General features: G+C 68.6%; 11 protein-coding genes. 4 read left to right on the top strand and 7 right to left on the bottom strand.

Features of this window, described 5'->3' with window-relative positions; genetic code table 11:
• Positions 1–6: 6 nt before the first annotated feature.
• Positions 7–513, bottom strand: coding sequence for an LPS assembly lipoprotein LptE (gene lptE, locus ICG51_RS11280; protein WP_038052534.1), 507 nt, complete (start codon positions 511–513; stop codon positions 7–9).
• Between the two features lie 128 nt (positions 514–641).
• The gene (gene leuS / locus ICG51_RS11275; protein ID WP_190280451.1) at positions 642–3,374 is read right to left on the bottom strand and encodes a leucine--tRNA ligase; all 2,733 of its coding nucleotides are present in this window, start codon (positions 3,372–3,374) and stop codon (positions 642–644) included.
• A 188-nt stretch (positions 3,375–3,562) separates the two neighbouring features.
• On the opposite strand from leuS, the gene ICG51_RS11270 reads away from it, so the two are divergent.
• Positions 3,563–3,853 (top strand): hypothetical protein, encoded by a 291-nt coding sequence (locus ICG51_RS11270; protein ID WP_138348048.1) that lies wholly within the window; start codon positions 3,563–3,565, stop codon positions 3,851–3,853.
• A 36-nt stretch (positions 3,854–3,889) separates the two neighbouring features.
• Here ICG51_RS11270 and ICG51_RS11265 read toward each other — a convergent pair whose 3' ends face one another.
• The 4 genes from ICG51_RS11265 to ICG51_RS11250 form a co-directional block, all read right to left on the bottom strand.
• The gene (locus tag ICG51_RS11265) at positions 3,890–4,357 is read right to left on the bottom strand and encodes a GNAT family N-acetyltransferase (RefSeq protein ID WP_223809436.1); all 468 of its coding nucleotides are present in this window, start codon (positions 4,355–4,357) and stop codon (positions 3,890–3,892) included.
• A gap of 97 nt (positions 4,358–4,454) precedes the next feature.
• The gene (locus tag ICG51_RS11260) at positions 4,455–4,994 is read right to left on the bottom strand and encodes a tail fiber protein (RefSeq protein WP_190280449.1); all 540 of its coding nucleotides are present in this window, start codon (positions 4,992–4,994) and stop codon (positions 4,455–4,457) included.
• Between the two features lie 86 nt (positions 4,995–5,080).
• Entirely contained in the window at positions 5,081–5,617 is a 537-nt protein-coding gene (locus ICG51_RS11255; RefSeq protein ID WP_190280448.1) for a tail fiber protein, read from the bottom strand.
• Positions 5,618–5,696: 79 nt separating this feature from the next.
• A complete protein-coding gene (locus tag ICG51_RS11250) occupies positions 5,697–6,242 on the bottom strand; it encodes a tail fiber protein (RefSeq protein WP_138348041.1) in 546 nt (181 codons plus the stop codon).
• A 317-nt stretch (positions 6,243–6,559) separates the two neighbouring features.
• On the opposite strand from ICG51_RS11250, the gene ICG51_RS11245 reads away from it, so the two are divergent.
• The 3 genes from ICG51_RS11245 (at position 6,560) to ICG51_RS11235 (ending at position 15,782) form a co-directional block, all read left to right on the top strand.
• The gene (locus tag ICG51_RS11245; RefSeq protein ID WP_190280447.1) at positions 6,560–14,029 is read left to right on the top strand and encodes a putative Ig domain-containing protein; all 7,470 of its coding nucleotides are present in this window, start codon (positions 6,560–6,562) and stop codon (positions 14,027–14,029) included.
• 206 nt (positions 14,030–14,235) lie between these two features.
• On the top strand, positions 14,236–15,534 hold the full coding sequence (locus tag ICG51_RS11240) for an amidohydrolase family protein (protein WP_190280446.1): 1,299 nt from the start codon (positions 14,236–14,238) through the stop codon (positions 15,532–15,534).
• The gene (locus ICG51_RS11235) at positions 15,531–15,782 is read left to right on the top strand and encodes a SemiSWEET transporter (protein ID WP_190280445.1); all 252 of its coding nucleotides are present in this window, start codon (positions 15,531–15,533) and stop codon (positions 15,780–15,782) included. The genes ICG51_RS11240 and ICG51_RS11235 overlap by 4 nt, the downstream gene beginning before the upstream one ends.
• Here the strand turns inward: ICG51_RS11235 and ICG51_RS11230 are convergent.
• Positions 15,730–16,326 carry a DUF998 domain-containing protein gene (locus ICG51_RS11230; RefSeq protein WP_190280444.1) on the bottom strand — a complete coding sequence of 199 codons (597 nt, stop codon included), beginning with the start codon at positions 16,324–16,326 and terminating at the stop codon, positions 15,730–15,732. The genes ICG51_RS11235 and ICG51_RS11230 overlap by 53 nt on opposite strands.
• Positions 16,327–16,340 lie beyond the last annotated feature (14 nt).

Below are 16,340 nucleotides of genomic sequence, written 5' to 3'. Positions count from 1 at the left end.
CCGGCGTTATTGCGCGGCCGGCTTGGAGGCGGCGTCGACGCGGCGCAGGATCGCCGCCGCCATGTCGCGCCGGAGCTCGCGCACCAGCATCTCGCGCTCGCTGGCCTTGCCGATGGAGTCCACCGCCGGCGCCAGGTAATCGCGCGACAGCTCCACCGCCTGCTGCGGCACCGCGGTGCTGCCGTCGGCGCGGCGCAGGCTGAACACCACCGCATAACGCAGCGCATATTCCTGGGCGCGGCCTGACTGGTCGTTGCTGATCGGCGTGTCCGCCCACTGCTCGGAAATCACCTGCAGGGTGGCCACCCCTTCGCTGGCCTCCGCGGGGGCCGCCTGCGCGCCTGCGCGCTGCAGGCCCTCGGCCAGCAGATCGCCCAGCGGGCTGTAGCGATCGGCCGCCAGCACCCGCACCGGGCCCAGGTCGGCCGGCAGGTTGAGGGCGTTGCGCAGGTGGAAGCCGCAGCCGGACAGCAGCGCGGCGGACAGGGCAAGGATGGCGAGGCGGGATTTCATGGGGGGCAGTCTAGGCGAAAACGGCAAGGCTTTTACCCGTCATTCCCGCGAAAGCGGGAATCCGGCTTTTGACTTGAACGCAACCACCAAAGGCTGGATCCCCGCTTTCGCGGGGATGACGAGCGCGATCAGACAACGATGTTCACGATCTTGCCCGGCACCACGATGACCTTCTTCGGCGCCTGCCCGGCCACGAACGCGGCCACGTTCGGTTCGGCCAGCGCGGCGGCTTCGATCGCCTCGCGCGGCGCGTCCACCGCGATCTCGACGGTGCCACGCAGCTTGCCGTTGACCTGTACCGCCAGCTTGACCGCATCGCGCACCAGCGCGGCGGGGTCCGCCTGCGGGAACGGCACGTCCTCCAGCAGCGTTTCCGGATGGCCCAGCACCTGCCACAGGGCGTGGCTGATGTGCGGGGTGATCGGGTTCAGCAGCAGGACGATGGCCTCGAACGCCTCGTGGCGCACCGCTCGGCCCTGGTCGGACAGATCGTTGAACTTGCCGATCGCGTTCATCAGCTCCATCAGCGCGGCGATGGCGGTGTTGAAGGCGTGCCGGCGCGCGTAGTCGTCGCCGACCTTGGCGATGGCTTCGTGCACCTGCCGGCGCAGCGCCTTCTGCGGCGCGTCCAGCGCGGCAGGATCGACCGCCGGATGGTCCGGCTGCGCGGCATGCGCGTGCACGTCGCGCCACAGCCGGCGCAGGAAGCGCGCCATGCCTTCCACGCCGGCGTCGCTCCATTCCAGCGACAGGTCCGGCGGCGCGGCGAACATCGAGAACAGGCGCACGGTGTCGGCGCCATAGCGGTCCACCAGCAGCTGCGGGTCGACGCCGTTGTTCTTCGACTTCGACATCTTCTCGGTGCCGCCGATCCGCACCGGCTGGCCGTCCGCGGCCAGCGTGGCGCCGGTGATGCGGCCCTTGTCGTCGCGCTGCAGCTCCACGTCGGCCGGGTTGATCCATTCCTTGCCGCCGTTGTCCAGCTCGCGGAAGAAGGTGTCGGCGATGACCATGCCCTGGGTGAGCAGGCGGGTGGCCGGCTCGTCGCTGTGCACCAGCCCGGCGTCGCGCAGGAGCTTGTGGTAGAAGCGGAAATACATCAGGTGCAGGATCGCGTGCTCGATGCCGCCGATGTACTGGTCGACCGGCAGCCAGTAGTTGGCGCGCTCGTCGACCATGTCGGCCGCGCCCGGCGAGGTGTAGCGGGCGTAGTACCAGCTCGACTCCATGAAGGTGTCGAAGGTGTCGGTCTCGCGCTCGGCCGCGCCGCCGCACTGCGGACAGGTGGTCTTGCGCCATTCGGGGTCGGACTTGATCGGCGAATGCACGTCGCCGGAAGCGAATGCGTCGGCCACGTCCTCCGGCAACACCACCGGCAGCTGGTCCTCCGGCACCGGCACCACGCCGCAGCCGGGGCAATGGATCACCGGGATCGGGCAGCCCCAGTAGCGCTGACGGCTCACGCCCCAGTCGCGGAGGCGGAAGTTGACCCGCCGGATGCCGGTGCCGGCCAGCTCGAACTTCACCGCCAGCGCCTCGAACGCGGCGTCGAAGTCCATGCCGTTGAACTCGCCGGAGTTGATCAGCCAGCCGCGCTCGGTGTGCGCGCCTTCCTCCTCGATCCGGCGCAGGTACTCGCGCACCATCGCCACGGCCGCGTCGATCTCGTACACGTCCACCGGGGCATGGCCCCCGAGCGCCACCGCCATCGGATCGTCGTGTTCCTTCAGGTGCGAGGACATCTCCTCCAGCGCGTCGCGGGTCGCCGCATCGACGATCACCGGCTTGACCGGCAGCCCGTAGGCCTTGGCGAACTCCCAGTCGCGCTGGTCGTGCGCCGGCACCGCCATCACCGCGCCGGTGCCGTAGCCCATCAGCACGAAGTTGGCGACGTAGATCGGGATGTCCTCGCCGGTGAGCGGGTGTCGGGCCCACTGGCCGGTGGCCATGCCGCGCTTTTCCTGGGTCTCCAGTTCCGCCTCGGACACGCCGCCCTGCTTGAGGCCGGCGATGAAGTCGGCCAGCTCGGGGTTGGCGCGCGCGGCCTTCTGCGCCAGCGGATGCTCGCCGGCGATGCTGATGAAGGTCACGCCCATCAGGGTGTCGGGGCGGGTGGTGAAGACCGTCAGCGGCGCCTCCTCGCCATCGACCGGGAACTGGATCTCCAGTCCCTGGCTGCGGCCGATCCAGTTGCGCTGCATGGTCTTGACCGAGTCCGGCCAGCCTTCCAGCTTGTCCAGTTCGTCCAGCAGCTCCTGCGCGTAGTCGGTGATGCGCAGGAACCACTGCGGGATCTCGCGCTTCTCCACCAGCGCGCCGGTGCGCCAGCCGCGGCCGTCGATCACCTGCTCGTTGGCCAGCACGGTCTGGTCCACCGGGTCCCAGTTGACCACCGAATTCTTGCGGTAGGCCACGCCCTTCTTCAGCAGGCGCACGAACATGCGCTGCTCGTGGGCGTAGTAGTCCGGCCTGCAGGTGGCGAACTCGCGGCTCCAGTCGATGGCGTAGCCCAGCGACTGCAGCTGCGCGCGCATGTGCTCGATGTTGGCGTAGGTCCACCTGGCCGGCGCGGTCTTGTTCTTGATCGCGGCGTTCTCGGCTGGCAAGCCGAACGCGTCCCAGCCCATCGGCTGCAGCACGTTGTGGCCGGTCATGCGCTTGTGGCGGCTGATCACGTCGCCGATGGTGTAGTTGCGCACGTGGCCCACGTGCAGCGCGCCGGACGGATACGGCAGCATCGACAGGCAGTAGTACTTCGGCTTGCCGCCGCCCTCGCGCACCTCGAAGGCACGGGTGTTCGCCCAGAACGACTGGGCGGCGGTTTCGACGGTGCGGGGATCGTAGATGGCGGGCTCGGACACGGCAGGGAACGCTGGAATCGGGCCTGAAAGCCTACCGCAGCGCAGCAGACCCTGCCATTGCCTCGCCAATCCCCTCGCCCCCGGCTGAACGCGTGCAGTCTGCGAACGCTTGTGCAACAACGACGCAGCGGCGAGGATGGCCGCCGCTGCCGCGCCGCGCAGCCGTAGGAGCCGGGAGCCGAACACCGATGGAGTTGCTGACGCTGGAACACTTTGCCGGCTGCGTGAACGAGCCCTTCTCCGCCGCGCTGAACGGCATGGACGTGGAGTTCGTGCTGGTGGAAGCACGCCCACTGCCGCCGCCTTCCGCGAACGCTGCGCGGGCGCCCTTCTCGCTGCTGTTCCGCAACACGGCGCCGGTACTGTTTCCGCAGCAGATCTACCCGATGCGGCATGCGCGGATCGGCGAAGTCGGGATCTTCCTGGTACCGATCGCCCAGGAGCGCGCCGGCTTTCTCTACCAGGCCGTATTCAACTGAGCAGCGCGCGTCGCTGCATCCAAGCGTCTTTCCAGGTCAGGAACGCGCGGGCGACCAGCGCATCGACAGATGCCCGCCATCGCCGCCCTCCGCGATGAAGCCCAGCCGCTCGTAGAGCCGGCGCGCCCCGGGATTGGTTTCCAGCACGTGCAGCCGCATGCCGCGCCCGAATGTCGCGGCCTCGCGCTGGCTTTGGCCGATCAACGCGCCGCCCAGCCCGGCGCCGCGCAGCGCCGGCGACAGGCTGATGTCGACGAGCACGTGCTCCGGCGCCGTGCGCCACAGGTAATAGCGGCCGACCGGGCCCTGCCCGTCCCGCTCAACCGCCAGGAAATCGGCATCGCCGTAGTGGGCGATGTAATGGCGGTGCTGCAGATCGAACTGCCCGTCGAGGAACGCACGCTTGGCGGCGTCCGGCCACGGCACCGATGCCATTTCCTCCGCCCGGGTTGTGGCGTAGAGGTCGCGCAGCCAGGGCAGGTCGGCATCGCGAAGCCAACGCAACGAAAACCCGCGCTCGGCCAGGAGCGCGGGTGCGGTCGTGCGGCCGGGCCGTTCCGGAGGGAACAGCGCCGGCCTGGCGGAAGGCTCCGCCGTCATGTCACGGGAACGACGGGAACACGCCCTGCAGTGCGATGCAGAAGTTCACCACAAGATACGGCTGCTGGTTCTGGTGCGGCAATCCGCCGCCCGCGCTCGGCGAGATCATGTTCGGCGCGAACGTCGCATTCGGAGCACCCGCATTGAACGGCTTGTTGACCGTCGTGCCGGGCTGCGACAACCCCCCGTTGGCGACGGGCGCACCGCTCCTCTTGGTTGGGTCGGTAGGCAGATAGGCATTGATGCCGTGGTTGTGCTGCGGAATCTGGTTGCCGATCAGGGTGACGGCATCGACGCCGAATGTTTCGCCCAATGAGCGCGGCGTCAGCCCCGGGCCCTGCCCCTGCTCGCAACCCGCCCGGCCGGCGAAGTTGGGCAGTTGGAACGTGCTCTGGCCGTTGCCGCCATACGTGGTGCCCAGCAACGAGAAGAGCGCGGTGTTCTGCGAGATCGGCAGGGTGGCGCCGTTGCAGAACGCCCAATAGCGTGGATTGAAATTGAAGCCGAACATCTGGATTTCACCGATGAAGGGTTCGGTCATGTCTTGGTTCCTCCGATGAGGTGCCACGTGGTTGTCGTGGCGGCGTCTGCGCGACGCGGGGGTGACGGATGCGGGCGGAGGACTGCTCAGCCCTGCGACGGGAAGATGCCGGCCCACGCGATGCAGAACTGCACCGTCAGCGTGGGCATGCAGTTCTCGTGCGGCTGGCTGCCGCCCGCCAGGCTTGTGGACTGCTGGGACATCGGCAAGGCGGTCGCGCCGGCGACATCGGACACATAGAAGGAATCGCCGCTGACCGTGCCGGGCAACAGTGTGTTACCGGGTGTCACTGCGCCAGCCGCGCCCGTCGTGGCGGCCAGGGTGTGGGTGTGCGCCGGCATCTGGGTGGCAAGCACGGTCACCGTCTCGGTGCCGGCGCGCTGACCGATGACATAGTTGCTCAGACCGGGGCCCGTGCCTTGATGGATCGGCAGCCGGCCGCGCAGGTCGGGCACCGCGAACGTGTTCACGCCATCGCCGCCGTAGGTGGTGCCGAGCAGCGTGTACAGCACTTCGTATTCGGCGATCGGCAGCAGGCTGCCGTCGCAGGCTTGCCAGCCATTGGGGGCGCCTCGATTGCCGAAACCGAACATGCGGATCTCGCCGACGTAAGGGGTACTCATTGGGGTTTTGCTCCGGAAATTGGATGGACGGTGCGCGGCCCTGTGGCGCGCAGGTGCGTTGTTCCAGGAGAACGCGGCGTCAGTCGCGGGAGGGGAAGATGCCACTCAGCGCGACGCAGAAATTGATGACGCTGTAAGGCTGGAGATTCGGGTGCGGCTGGTTATCGCCAGCAGGCGCGACCGTCTGCGGATTCTGTGGCACCAGCGGCCCGGTGCTGGCGGCATACAGATTGGGCGGCGCGGACGTGCTGGTACTGGCGGCGAAGAGACGCCCGCTCGGATTGCGGTTGTCGCCGTTCGCGGCGGATGCGTTCATCGCATGCGTGTGCGCCGGCAGGTTGGTGCTCAGCAGGGAGACGTTCTCCACGCCGCCCGACTGGCCGATCTGCGCCGGCGTCGGCTGCCAGCTGGGGTCGACCGAGGATGGGTAGCCGATTGGCGTGCGGCTGCGCAGGTCCGGCAATGCGAAATTGGTGGTGCCGTTGCCCCCGTACTGCGTCCCCAGCAGCGAGAACAATGCCTGGTTCTGATTGATCGGCAGCAGCTGACCGTTGCACAGCGCCCAATACTTCGGCGCAAAGTTGAAACCGGCCATCATGATCTGGCCGATGAAGAACTCGCTCATCGTGATCCTTCCCCTCAGTGGTGGACGCCGCACGCGATGCGCGGCGCCGATGCACTCTGAAGCCACGTCGCAGGCCCAACAAGGCCCGAGGGCAGCATGGTGATGCCGGATCGTCGCCAGAGCTTTACCTCATCACGCGATCCCGTCCCAATACCGGCCACTCTTTGCAGAAGTACCGCGCTGGTTGGCCGGTTGGGGACATAATCGGCGTTGGGTGAGTAGCTGCAGCGCGTGCTGAGTGATCGGTGCGCCGGCTCCGCAACTTGCGGATGGATTCTCCGGGGAAAAAATACATGCACATGTTTTCGAGGCTTCTCATGCGCCGTCTCGGCGATCGCGCGTCCCTGCTCGCTTGCCGGCTGCTGCTGTGCAGCCTGGCGCTGCTGTGGCCCGCGTTGGCAAGCGCGCAGCACACGTCCGCGGAATGTCCGCCCCAGACCGGCACCGTCAGCGCGGGCGGAACGGTTACGATCAACATTTCCGATTGCGAATATGACTACTATTTCGGCGGCGATGGCGCTGTCGATGGCGGCAGCTACGGCCCTCTGGATTTCGAGGATCACGGCACCGCTACCCTCCGGCACGCCAGCGGCCAGTGGTTCTTGGACTACAGCAATAACGGTTCTGGCACGACCGATGTTTTCGAATTTGCAGACGGTTCCCTGACAGGTGCCGGTGATGTGCGGGTCACCATCACCATCACGCCCTCCGCCTCCGCCATCACGGTGTCCCCGGCCTCGCTGCCGACCCTGACCGCAGGCACGCCCTTCTCGCAGACCCTGACTTCCAGCGGAGGCGTGACGCCCTACACCTACAACGTGCAAAGCGGGGCCCTGCCGCCGGGCCTGACCCTCAGCAGCAGCGGCATCCTCAGCGGCACGCCCACGCAGCGCGGCGCCTACAGCTTCAGCGTGCGTTCGACCGATTCGACATCGCCCACGGCGCAGTTCGTCGACAAGGGCTACACCGGCACGGTGGCAAACCCGACCTTGATGCTCACCACGGCCAGCGGCACCGCCATCCAGAACGTGGCGTTCACGCAGACCTTGGCCACCAGCGGCGGCGTCGCCCCGTACACGTATATGCTCGAAACCGGCAGCTTCCCGGCCGGCATCACCGTCTCTTCGGCCGGCGTGGTCAGCGGCACGACCGCCGCCGCACCCGGCAACTACCCGGTCACGATCCGGGTGACGGATGCGAGCACCGGTCCCGGCAGCTATTTCGAGGTCGAGAACTACACCCTGACCGTCAGCCCGCCGCCGAGCGTGGCGATCGCGGTCTCGCCCGCGTCCGTCAGCGAAGACGGCGCAACCAACCTGACTTACACCGTCACCCGCAGCCTCAACCTGAGCTCGCCGACGGTGGTGAACATCACCACCACGGGCACCGCCACCGCGGGCACCGATTACACGGGCAGTGCGGCCACCGTGACCATCCCGGCCGGCGTCACTACCGCCACCCTCACCATCGATCCGACCGCCGATGGCACCGTGGAGGCGAACGAAACGGTCATCCTGAATGTCGCCGCCGGTACCGGATATACCGTCGGCGTACCGTCCAGCGCCACCGGCACCATCCTCAATGACGACGTGCCGACCGCGACGATCACCGTTTCCCCAGCCGCAGTGGCCGAGGACGGCGCGCCAAACCTGGTCTACACCGTCACCCTGAACCAGGCGTCGGCCTCCGCCCTCTCGGTCAACTACACGGTCGGAGGCACTGCGACCAGCGGCACCGACTACGCCGCCATCGCCTCGCCGCTGGTCATCGCCGCCGGCAACACCGTCGGCACGATCACGGTCAACCCGACCGCGGACGCGACCATCGAATCCGACGAAACCGTCACGCTCACGCTGGCCGCCGGCGCCGGCTACATCGTCGGCGCGCCGAACAACGCGACCGGCACCATCCTCAACGACGACCTGCCCAACCTCACCATCAACGACGTCACCGCCAGCGAAGGCAACGCCGGCACCACCAACTTCACCTTCACGGTGAGCCTGAGCGCGCCGGCCGGGCCGGGCGGCGTGAGCTTCGACATCGCCACTGCCAACGGCACCGCCACGGCGGGCGTGGACTACGTCGCCCAGAGCCTGACCGGCCAGACCATCCCTGCCGGCAGCAGCAGCTACACCTTCACGGTGCTGGTCAATGGCGACGCGTTGAACGAGCCGAGCGAGACGTACTTCGTCAACGTGACGAACGTCACCAATGCCATCGTGGCCGATGGTCAGGGCGTGGGCACAATCGTCAATGACGACCCGCTGCCGAGCATGTCGATCAACGACGTCGCTGTGGTCGAGGGCAACGCCGGCACCACCAACGCCACGTTCACCGTGACCCTCGGCGCAACCAGCGGGCAGACGGTGTCGGTCAACTATGCGACCGCCGACGGCACCGCCACGGCGGGCAGCGACTACACGGCCACCAGCGGCACCCTGACATTCGCCCCGGGCCAGACCACGCAAACGGTCACTGTGCTGGTGAACGGCGAAACCGTCCCCGAAGCGAACGAAACCTTCTTCGTGAACCTGAGCGGCGCCAGCAACGCGACGATCAGCGACAACCAGGGCGTGGGCACCATCACCAACGACGACGTACCGGTGACGGTGAGCCCCGCCACTGTCCCGAGCGGCACCGTGGCCACGGCCTACAGCCAGACCATCACCGCCAGCGGCGGCGTCGCGCCCTACAGCTTCGCCGTGACCGCCGGCTCGGTGCCGACCGGATTGACACTCTCTGCTGGCGGCGTCCTCAGCGGCACGCCGACGGCCGGAGGCACGTTCAATTTCACGATCACCGCCACCGACAGCAGCCCGTTCCCGGGCCCGTTCGCGGGAAGCCGGGCGTACACGTTGACCATCGCCGCACCCACCATCACGCTGCCGGCCACCGCACTGGCGGGCGGCACCTTGGGCTCGGCCTATTCCGAGGCCATCACGGCAGCATCCGGCGGCACTGCGCCGTACAGCTATGCGGTCACTGCCGGCGGGCTGCCGGGCGGGCTCACGCTGAATCCTTCGACCGGCGCCATCACCGGTACGCCCTCGGCTCTGGGCACCTTCAATTTCGGCATCACTGCCACCGACAGCAGCACCGGCACCGGCCCCTATTCGGCCACGCAGAGCTACGCCATCACCGTCATCGACGTGGCGCCGGTCGCCAACCCTGTCAGTGCCACCGTTGCCTACGACAGCAGCGCCAATCCGATCACGCTGAACGTCAGCGGTGGCGCGCCGACCTCGGTTGCGATCGGCACCGCGCCCGCGCACGGCACGGCGACCGCCACCGGCACCACGATCACCTACACCCCGACCGCCGGTTACGCCGGCCCGGACAGCTTCACCTACACGGCCACCAACACCGGAGGGACGTCTGCCCCGGCCACGGCAACCATCACGGTGAGCGACCCGGTCATCACCATCACTGCTTCCGGCGCGCTAGCCGCCAGCGTGGCGGTGCCGTATTCGCAGACCTTCACCTTCAATGGCGGCGCATCGCCCTGGAGCGGGTTCCAGGTGACCAACCTGCCCGCAGGGCTGTCGATCACCGGCACTACCGCGAACAGCGTGACCGTTTCCGGCACGCCCACCCAGGCCGGCACGTTCAACCTCAACGTGTCCGCCACCGACAGCAGCACCGGCAATGGCCCCTACACCGTTGGCCAGGCGTTCGCGCTGGTGGTGTCCGGGCCTGCGCTGGCGCTGGCACCAGCCGGCGCCAGCTTCAACGCACCGTACGGAGTGCCGTATTCGCAAGCCTTCACCGCCAGCGGCGGCACCGGCCCGTACACCTACGCGGCCACCGGCACGTTGCCGCCGGGCATCACCTTCAGCGGCAACACGCTGTCGGGCACGGCGACCACGCCCGGGAGCTACAGCTTCACGATCACCGCCACCGACACCGGATCTACCGGCACGGGTGCACCGTTCACCGTGGCGGAGAGCTACACCATCGATGTCGGCACGCCGACCATCGTGGTGAATCCGGCAAGCCTGCCCGACCCGACGGCCGGCACGACTTACAGCCAGGCATTGACCGCCAGCGGCGGCGTGGCGCCCTACACGTTCGCGGTCACCGCTGGCGCGCTTCCCAACGGCATCACCCTGGCCTCCAATGGAACGCTGTCCGGTACCACCAATACGGTGGGCACCTTCAATTTCACCGTGACGGCCACCGACGCCAACGGCCAGACCGGCAGCCGCGCTTACACGCTGACCATCGCGGCGCCGGTGCTGAGCATGACGCCCGCGCCCGGAACCTTGAACGCGCCCTATGGCGCCGCCTACTCGCAGGCATTCACCGCCAGCGGCGGCTCGGGCAACTTCAGCTACGTCCTGACCGGCAGCCTGCCGGCCGGCATGAGCTTCAGCGGGAACACGCTCTCCGGCACGCCCACCGTGCCGGGAAGCTACCCGATCACGGTTACCGCCACCGATACCCTGCTGACCGGCCCCGGTGCGCCGTTCTCGATCGCGCAGAACTACACCGTCGACGTGCCGGCACCGACCATCGTGGTCACCCCCGCCACCTTGCCGAACCCGACGGCCAACACCGCCTACAGCCAGACCATCAACGCCAGCGGCGGCGTCGCCCCGTATGTCTTCGCGGTCACCGCCGGCGCCCTGCCGGCCGGCCTGTCGCTCAATCCGACCACCGGGGTGATCACCGGCACCAGCAACACGGTGGGCACCTTCAACTTCACCATCACCGCCACCGATGCCAACGGCCAGCTCGGCCTCCAGGCCTATACGCTGACCATCGCGGCGCCGGTGCTGAGCATGACGCCCGCGCTAGGAACCTTGAACGCACCCTATGGCGCCGCTTACTCGCAGGCGTTCACCGCCAGCGGTGGCTCGGGCAACTTCAGCTACGTCCTGACCGGCAGCCTGCCCGCCGGCATGAGCTTCAGCGGGAACACGCTCTCCGGCACGCCCACCGCGCCGGGAAGCTACCCGATCACGGTTACCGCCACCGATACCCTGCTGACCGGCCCCGGTGCGCCGTTCTCGATCGCGCAGAACTACACCGTCGACGTGCCGGCACCGACCATCGTGGTCACCCCCGCCACCTTGCCGAACCCGACGGCCAACACCGCCTACAGCCAGACCATCAACGCCAGCGGCGGCGTCGCCCCGTATGTCTTCGCGGTCACCGCCGGCGCCCTGCCGGCCGGCCTGTCGCTCAATCCGACCACCGGGGTGATCACCGGCACCAGCAACACGGTGGGCACCTTCAACTTCACCATCACCGCCACCGATGCCAACGGCCAGCTCGGCCTCCAGGCCTATACGCTGACCATCGCGGCGCCGGTGCTGAGCATGACGCCCGCGCCCGGAACCTTGAACGCGCCCTATGGCGCCGCTTACTCGCAGGCGTTCACCGCCAGCGGCGGCTCGGGCAACTTCAGCTACGTCCTGACCGGCAGCCTGCCCGCCGGCATGAGCTTCAGCGGGAACACGCTCTCCGGCACGCCCACCGTGCCGGGCAGCTACCCGATCACGGTCACCGCCACCGACACCACGCTGACCGGCGTCGGCGCACCGTTCTCGATTGCCCAGAACTACACCATCGACGTGCCGGCACCGACCATCGTGGTCGACCCGGCCACCCTGCCCGACACCACGGCCGGCCTGGCCTACAGCCAGTCCATCAGCGCCAGTGGCGGCGTCGCGCCGTATGCCTTCACGGTGACCGCCGGCAGCTTGCCCAATGGCCTCACCCTTGCTGGCGACGGCACCCTGGCAGGCACCACCACGACCTCGGGTACGTTCAACTTCAGCGTGACGGCCAGCGACGCCAACGGCCAGGCCGGCAACCGCGCCTACACCGTCGTGGTGGCGGTGCCGACGCTCACGGTCACGCCGGCCACGCTGCCCGCCGGCACGGCAGGCAACGCCTACAGCCAGACCCTGTCGATCAGCGGCGGCATCGCCCCGTACACCGTCGTCGCCAGCGGCACGCTGCCGACCGGGCTGACCTTCGATCCGGCCACGCTGACCTACAGCGGCACGCCCACGCAGTCGGGCACGTTCAACGTCAGCGTGACCGTCACCGACAGCACCGGCGGCACCGCGGCGATCGCGACCAACAACTACACGCTGGTCATCGCCGCGCCCACCCTGACGCTGACGCCGTCGACGCTGCCGGCAGGGACTGCCGGGGTCACCTACGCGCAGACCTTCGTCGCCAGCGGCGGCATCGCGCCCTACGCGTATGCGGTGTCGGCCGGCGCACTGCCGGCGGGCATTTCGCTGGATGCAGCCACCGGCGCGCTGTCCGGCACGCCCACGGTGGCCGGCAGCTTCAGCTTCAGCGTCACAGCGACCGACAGCACCACCGGCACCGCCGGCACGATCACCCAGGCCTACACGCTCGAGGTGTCCGCGCCGACGATCACCCTCACGCCCGACACCCTGCCGGCCGGCACCTACATGGTTGCCTACACCCAGCAGATGTCGGCGGCGGGGGGCACCGCACCCTACCAGTACGCGGTGACGGCCGGCGCGCTGCCGGCCGGCATCACCCTGAGCCAGGCCGGGCAGCTGTCGGGGTCGCCCAGCGTCACCGGCGCCTTCGGCTTCACCGTCACCGCAACGGACGCGCTGGGTTTCACCGGCGAACGCGCCTACACGCTGACCGTCGAGGCCCGTCCTGATCCGGCGCAGGATGCGGAAGTGCGTGGGTTGATCAACGCCCAGGCCGAAGCGGCGCGCCGCTTCGCCTCGTCGCAGATCAACAACTTCCAGCGACGCCTGCAGCAACTGCACGGCGATGGCGACAGCTCCGGGTTCAGCAATGGCTTGTCGATGGCGATGCGCCAGTCGTGCGTGCCGGGCCTTGACATCGGCCCGGGCAACAACCGCTGCGACCTGCGTCGGCAGACGCCGTTCGACGCCGAGGGTTCCGCGCTCGACGACGAAAGGAACCAGGCGGCGACGTCGACCCCGGTGGCCACGGCCTTCGGCGTGTGGGCGGCGGGCATGCTCCGCTCCGGCGCGCTCGACAGCCGCGGCAACACGTCCGAGCTGGCGTTTGAAACGGACGGCATGTCCGCCGGCGCGGATTACCGGCTGAACGACCGCATGGTGCTGGGCATGGGCGTGGGCTACGGCCGCGACCGCACCCACGTGGGCGACAACGGCAGCCGCAGCGACGCCAGGGCCTACACGCTGGCCGGCTACGCGAGCATCAACCCGGCCGAGCGCTTCTTCATCGACGCCGTGCTCGGCTACCAGACGCTGGACTTCGACCTGCGTCGCCACGTGACCACGGACGGCAGCATGGCCGCGGGCTCCCGCAACGGCTCGCAGTGGTTCGGCTCTGTGTCGGCCGGCACGGACATGACGTTCCAGTCCATGCAAGTGACGCCGTACCTGCGCCTGGACATCGCCCGCGGCGAGCTGGACGGCTACGCCGAACAGACCCAAGCGCCCAATGCGTTGACCTACGGAAAGATGGACGTGGACAGCTCTACCGGGAATGCGGGCGTGCGCTTCGACTGGCGCCGGCAGACCAACTGGGGCTCGTTCTCGCCGCAGTTGAAGGCGGAGTACCAGCACGACTTCAGCGGCGACGGCACGGCTACGGTGCAGTACAGCGACTTGCTGCAGATGCCGTTCTACCGCACCAGCCTTGACGGCTATGCGCGCAGTCGCTGGATCCTGGGTGCGGGCATGCAGTTCGACTGGACCAAGGGCTGGGGCCTGCGCTTCGACTACCGCGCCCAGATGGGCGGCGATGCCAGCGACCACGGCCTGGAACTGCACGTGGACGCGAAGTTCTGACCAAGCGCCCATCGCAACCGGCGGACGCGTCCACACGGCGCGTCCGGCACCCGAAAGCCCTGGGCAACCGGGGCTTTCAAGTAACCTGAGAATGCTCGTCGGCGCAGGCGGCACGACCGGGCCGTCCCCGGCAACATCGACCCAAGAACCGCCCCGTACCTGCGACCAGCGCATGGCACACTCCGCGTTTCTCGCGGAGATCCGCCATGCGCACCAGCCTCGCCCTTGCCGCCAGCCTGCTGGCTGCCATTGCCCCCATTGCGTCCGCGGCCACCACCGGCGATGCCGTGCTCACCTGCGGCCAGCTGTTCGACAGCCGAAGCGGGGCGCTGCTGGGCCCGCACACGGTGGTGGTGCGCGGCGGGCGCATCGCCGAAGTGGTGCCGGGGCGCAGCCCGGCCGCGGCCGACGGCATCGACCTGTCCGACCGCACCTGCCTGCCCGGCTTCACCGACCTGCACGTACACCTGGGCAGCCAGTCCAGCCCGCAAAGCTATTCCGAAGGCTTCCGCCTGGACCCGGTGGACTACGCCTACCGCAGCGTGGGCTATGCCGAAAAAACCCTGTCCGCCGGCTTCACCAGCGTCCGCGACCTCGGTGGCGAAGTTGCACTGCACCTGCGCGACGCGATCAACCAGGGCTTGGTGAGGGGTCCGCGGATCTTCGCCGCCGGCAAATCCATCGCCACCACCGGCGGCCACGCCGATCCCACCAACGGCTGGAACGATGCGCTCTCGCACCTGGTCGGCCCGCCAGGCCCCACCGAAGGCGTGGTCAACTCCATCGACGACGCCCGCCAGGCGGTGCGCCAGCGCTACAAGGACGGCAGCGACGTCATCAAGATCACCGCCACCGGCGGCGTGCTCAGCTACGCGGCCTCAGGCGACGCGCCGCAGTTCACCGTCGACGAGGTGAAGGCGATCGTCGATACCGCCAAGGACTACGGCTACCGGGTCGCGGCGCACGCGCACGGCAAGGAAGGCATGGCCCGCGCCATCCTCGGCGGAGTCACCAGCATCGAGCATGGAACCTACATGGACGAGGAGGTGATGCGGCTGATGAAGGCGCACGGCACCTGGTACGTGCCCACCATCTATGCCGGCCGCTTCGTCGCCGACAAGGCCAAGATCGACGGCTATTTCCCGGACGTGGTCCGCCCCAAGGCTGCGCGGATCGGCGCGCTGATCCAGGACACCGCCGGCAGGGCGTACCGCAACGGCGTCAAGATCGCCTTCGGCACCGACATGGGCGTGGGCCCGCACGGCGACAACGCGCGCGAGTTCCTCTACATGGTGGAAGCCGGCATTCCCGCCGCCTACGCGCTGCAGGCCGCCACCCTCCACGCCGCCGAAGTGCTGGGCGTGGACGACCAAGGCGTACTGGAAGCCGGCAGGCGCGCCGACATCATCGCCCTGCCCGGCGACCCGGTGGCGGACATCGGCAACGTGCTGAAAGTGGATTTCGTGATGAAGGACGGCGCCGTCCACCGCGAGCCCGCGCGATGAACCTGGAGTGGCTGGGCTACCTGGCGGCCACCTGCACCACGCTGTCGTTCGTGCCGCAGGCGGTGAAGACCATCCGTACCCGCGACACCTCCGGCATCTCGCTGGGGATGTACGTGGTGTTCACCTTCGGCATCGTCTGCTGGTTCGGCTACGGCATCTTCCTGGGCTCGTGGCCGATGATCGCGTCGAACGCGGTCACCTTCGTGCTGGCGGCGACGATCCTGGCGCTGAAACTGAAACACGGCTGAGCGCCAGCGCGGCCAGCAGCCACCAGCCCAGCCACAGCGCGAACGCCAGCCGCTGCGCCAGCCCCACCCACGCATCCACCGGCGCCAGCACCGCCAGCAGCGGCACCAGCACGGCGGCCGACAGGCAGGCGACGGCGAAACCCGCGCCGCGCCGCGCGCGCACCGCCAGCAGCAGCGCCCCGGGCACGAACGCGATCCACCACAGCATCCACGCCAGCGCATGCAGGCGCATCGCCCGTTCATCCTGACCGCTGGCATCCAGCGGCAGCGCGCCCTGCAGGGCGAACGCCAACGCCGACAGCTGCGCCAGCGTCAGCCCGATCCGCGCCGCCCAGCCATGCCCGGCCAGCGAAGGCCGCAGCGCCTGCGAGGCCAGCAGCAGTGCGATCCCCGGCAGCAGGAAAGCGCCGGCGTTGAACAGCATCGCCCCCGGCAGGCCGCTGGCGCCGCGCAGCGCCATCGGATGGACGCGATGCGAGTACTCCGGCAGGCCGAGCCGGGCCAGCAGCAAGGTGAGCGTGAACAGGCCGATGGCAACACCCACCCAAACAGGTCCTG

Origin of the sequence: Thermomonas sp. XSG, assembly GCF_014678725.1 — a bacterium.
Taxonomy (GTDB): Bacteria; Pseudomonadota; Gammaproteobacteria; order Xanthomonadales; family Xanthomonadaceae; genus Thermomonas.
This window is presented reverse-complemented; position numbering and strand designations above follow the sequence as displayed.

Bases quoted from the DNA above. Each gene is read 5' to 3' on its own strand.
- ICG51_RS11235 (WP_190280445.1), top strand. From the start codon at position 15,531: ATGAACCTGGAGTGGCTGGGCTACCTGGCGGCCACCTGCACCACGCTG.
- ICG51_RS11270 (WP_138348048.1), top strand. From the start codon at position 3,563: ATGGAGTTGCTGACGCTGGAACACTTTGCCGGCTGCGTGAACGAGCCC.
- ICG51_RS11250 (WP_138348041.1), bottom strand. From the start codon at position 6,242: ATGAGCGAGTTCTTCATCGGCCAGATCATGATGGCCGGTTTCAACTTT.
- ICG51_RS11240 (WP_190280446.1), top strand. From the start codon at position 14,236: ATGCGCACCAGCCTCGCCCTTGCCGCCAGCCTGCTGGCTGCCATTGCC.
- ICG51_RS11260 (WP_190280449.1), bottom strand. From the start codon at position 4,994: ATGACCGAACCCTTCATCGGTGAAATCCAGATGTTCGGCTTCAATTTC.
- ICG51_RS11255 (WP_190280448.1), bottom strand. From the start codon at position 5,617: ATGAGTACCCCTTACGTCGGCGAGATCCGCATGTTCGGTTTCGGCAAT.
- ICG51_RS11245 (WP_190280447.1), top strand. From the start codon at position 6,560: ATGCGCCGTCTCGGCGATCGCGCGTCCCTGCTCGCTTGCCGGCTGCTG.
- lptE (WP_038052534.1), bottom strand. From the start codon at position 513: ATGAAATCCCGCCTCGCCATCCTTGCCCTGTCCGCCGCGCTGCTGTCC.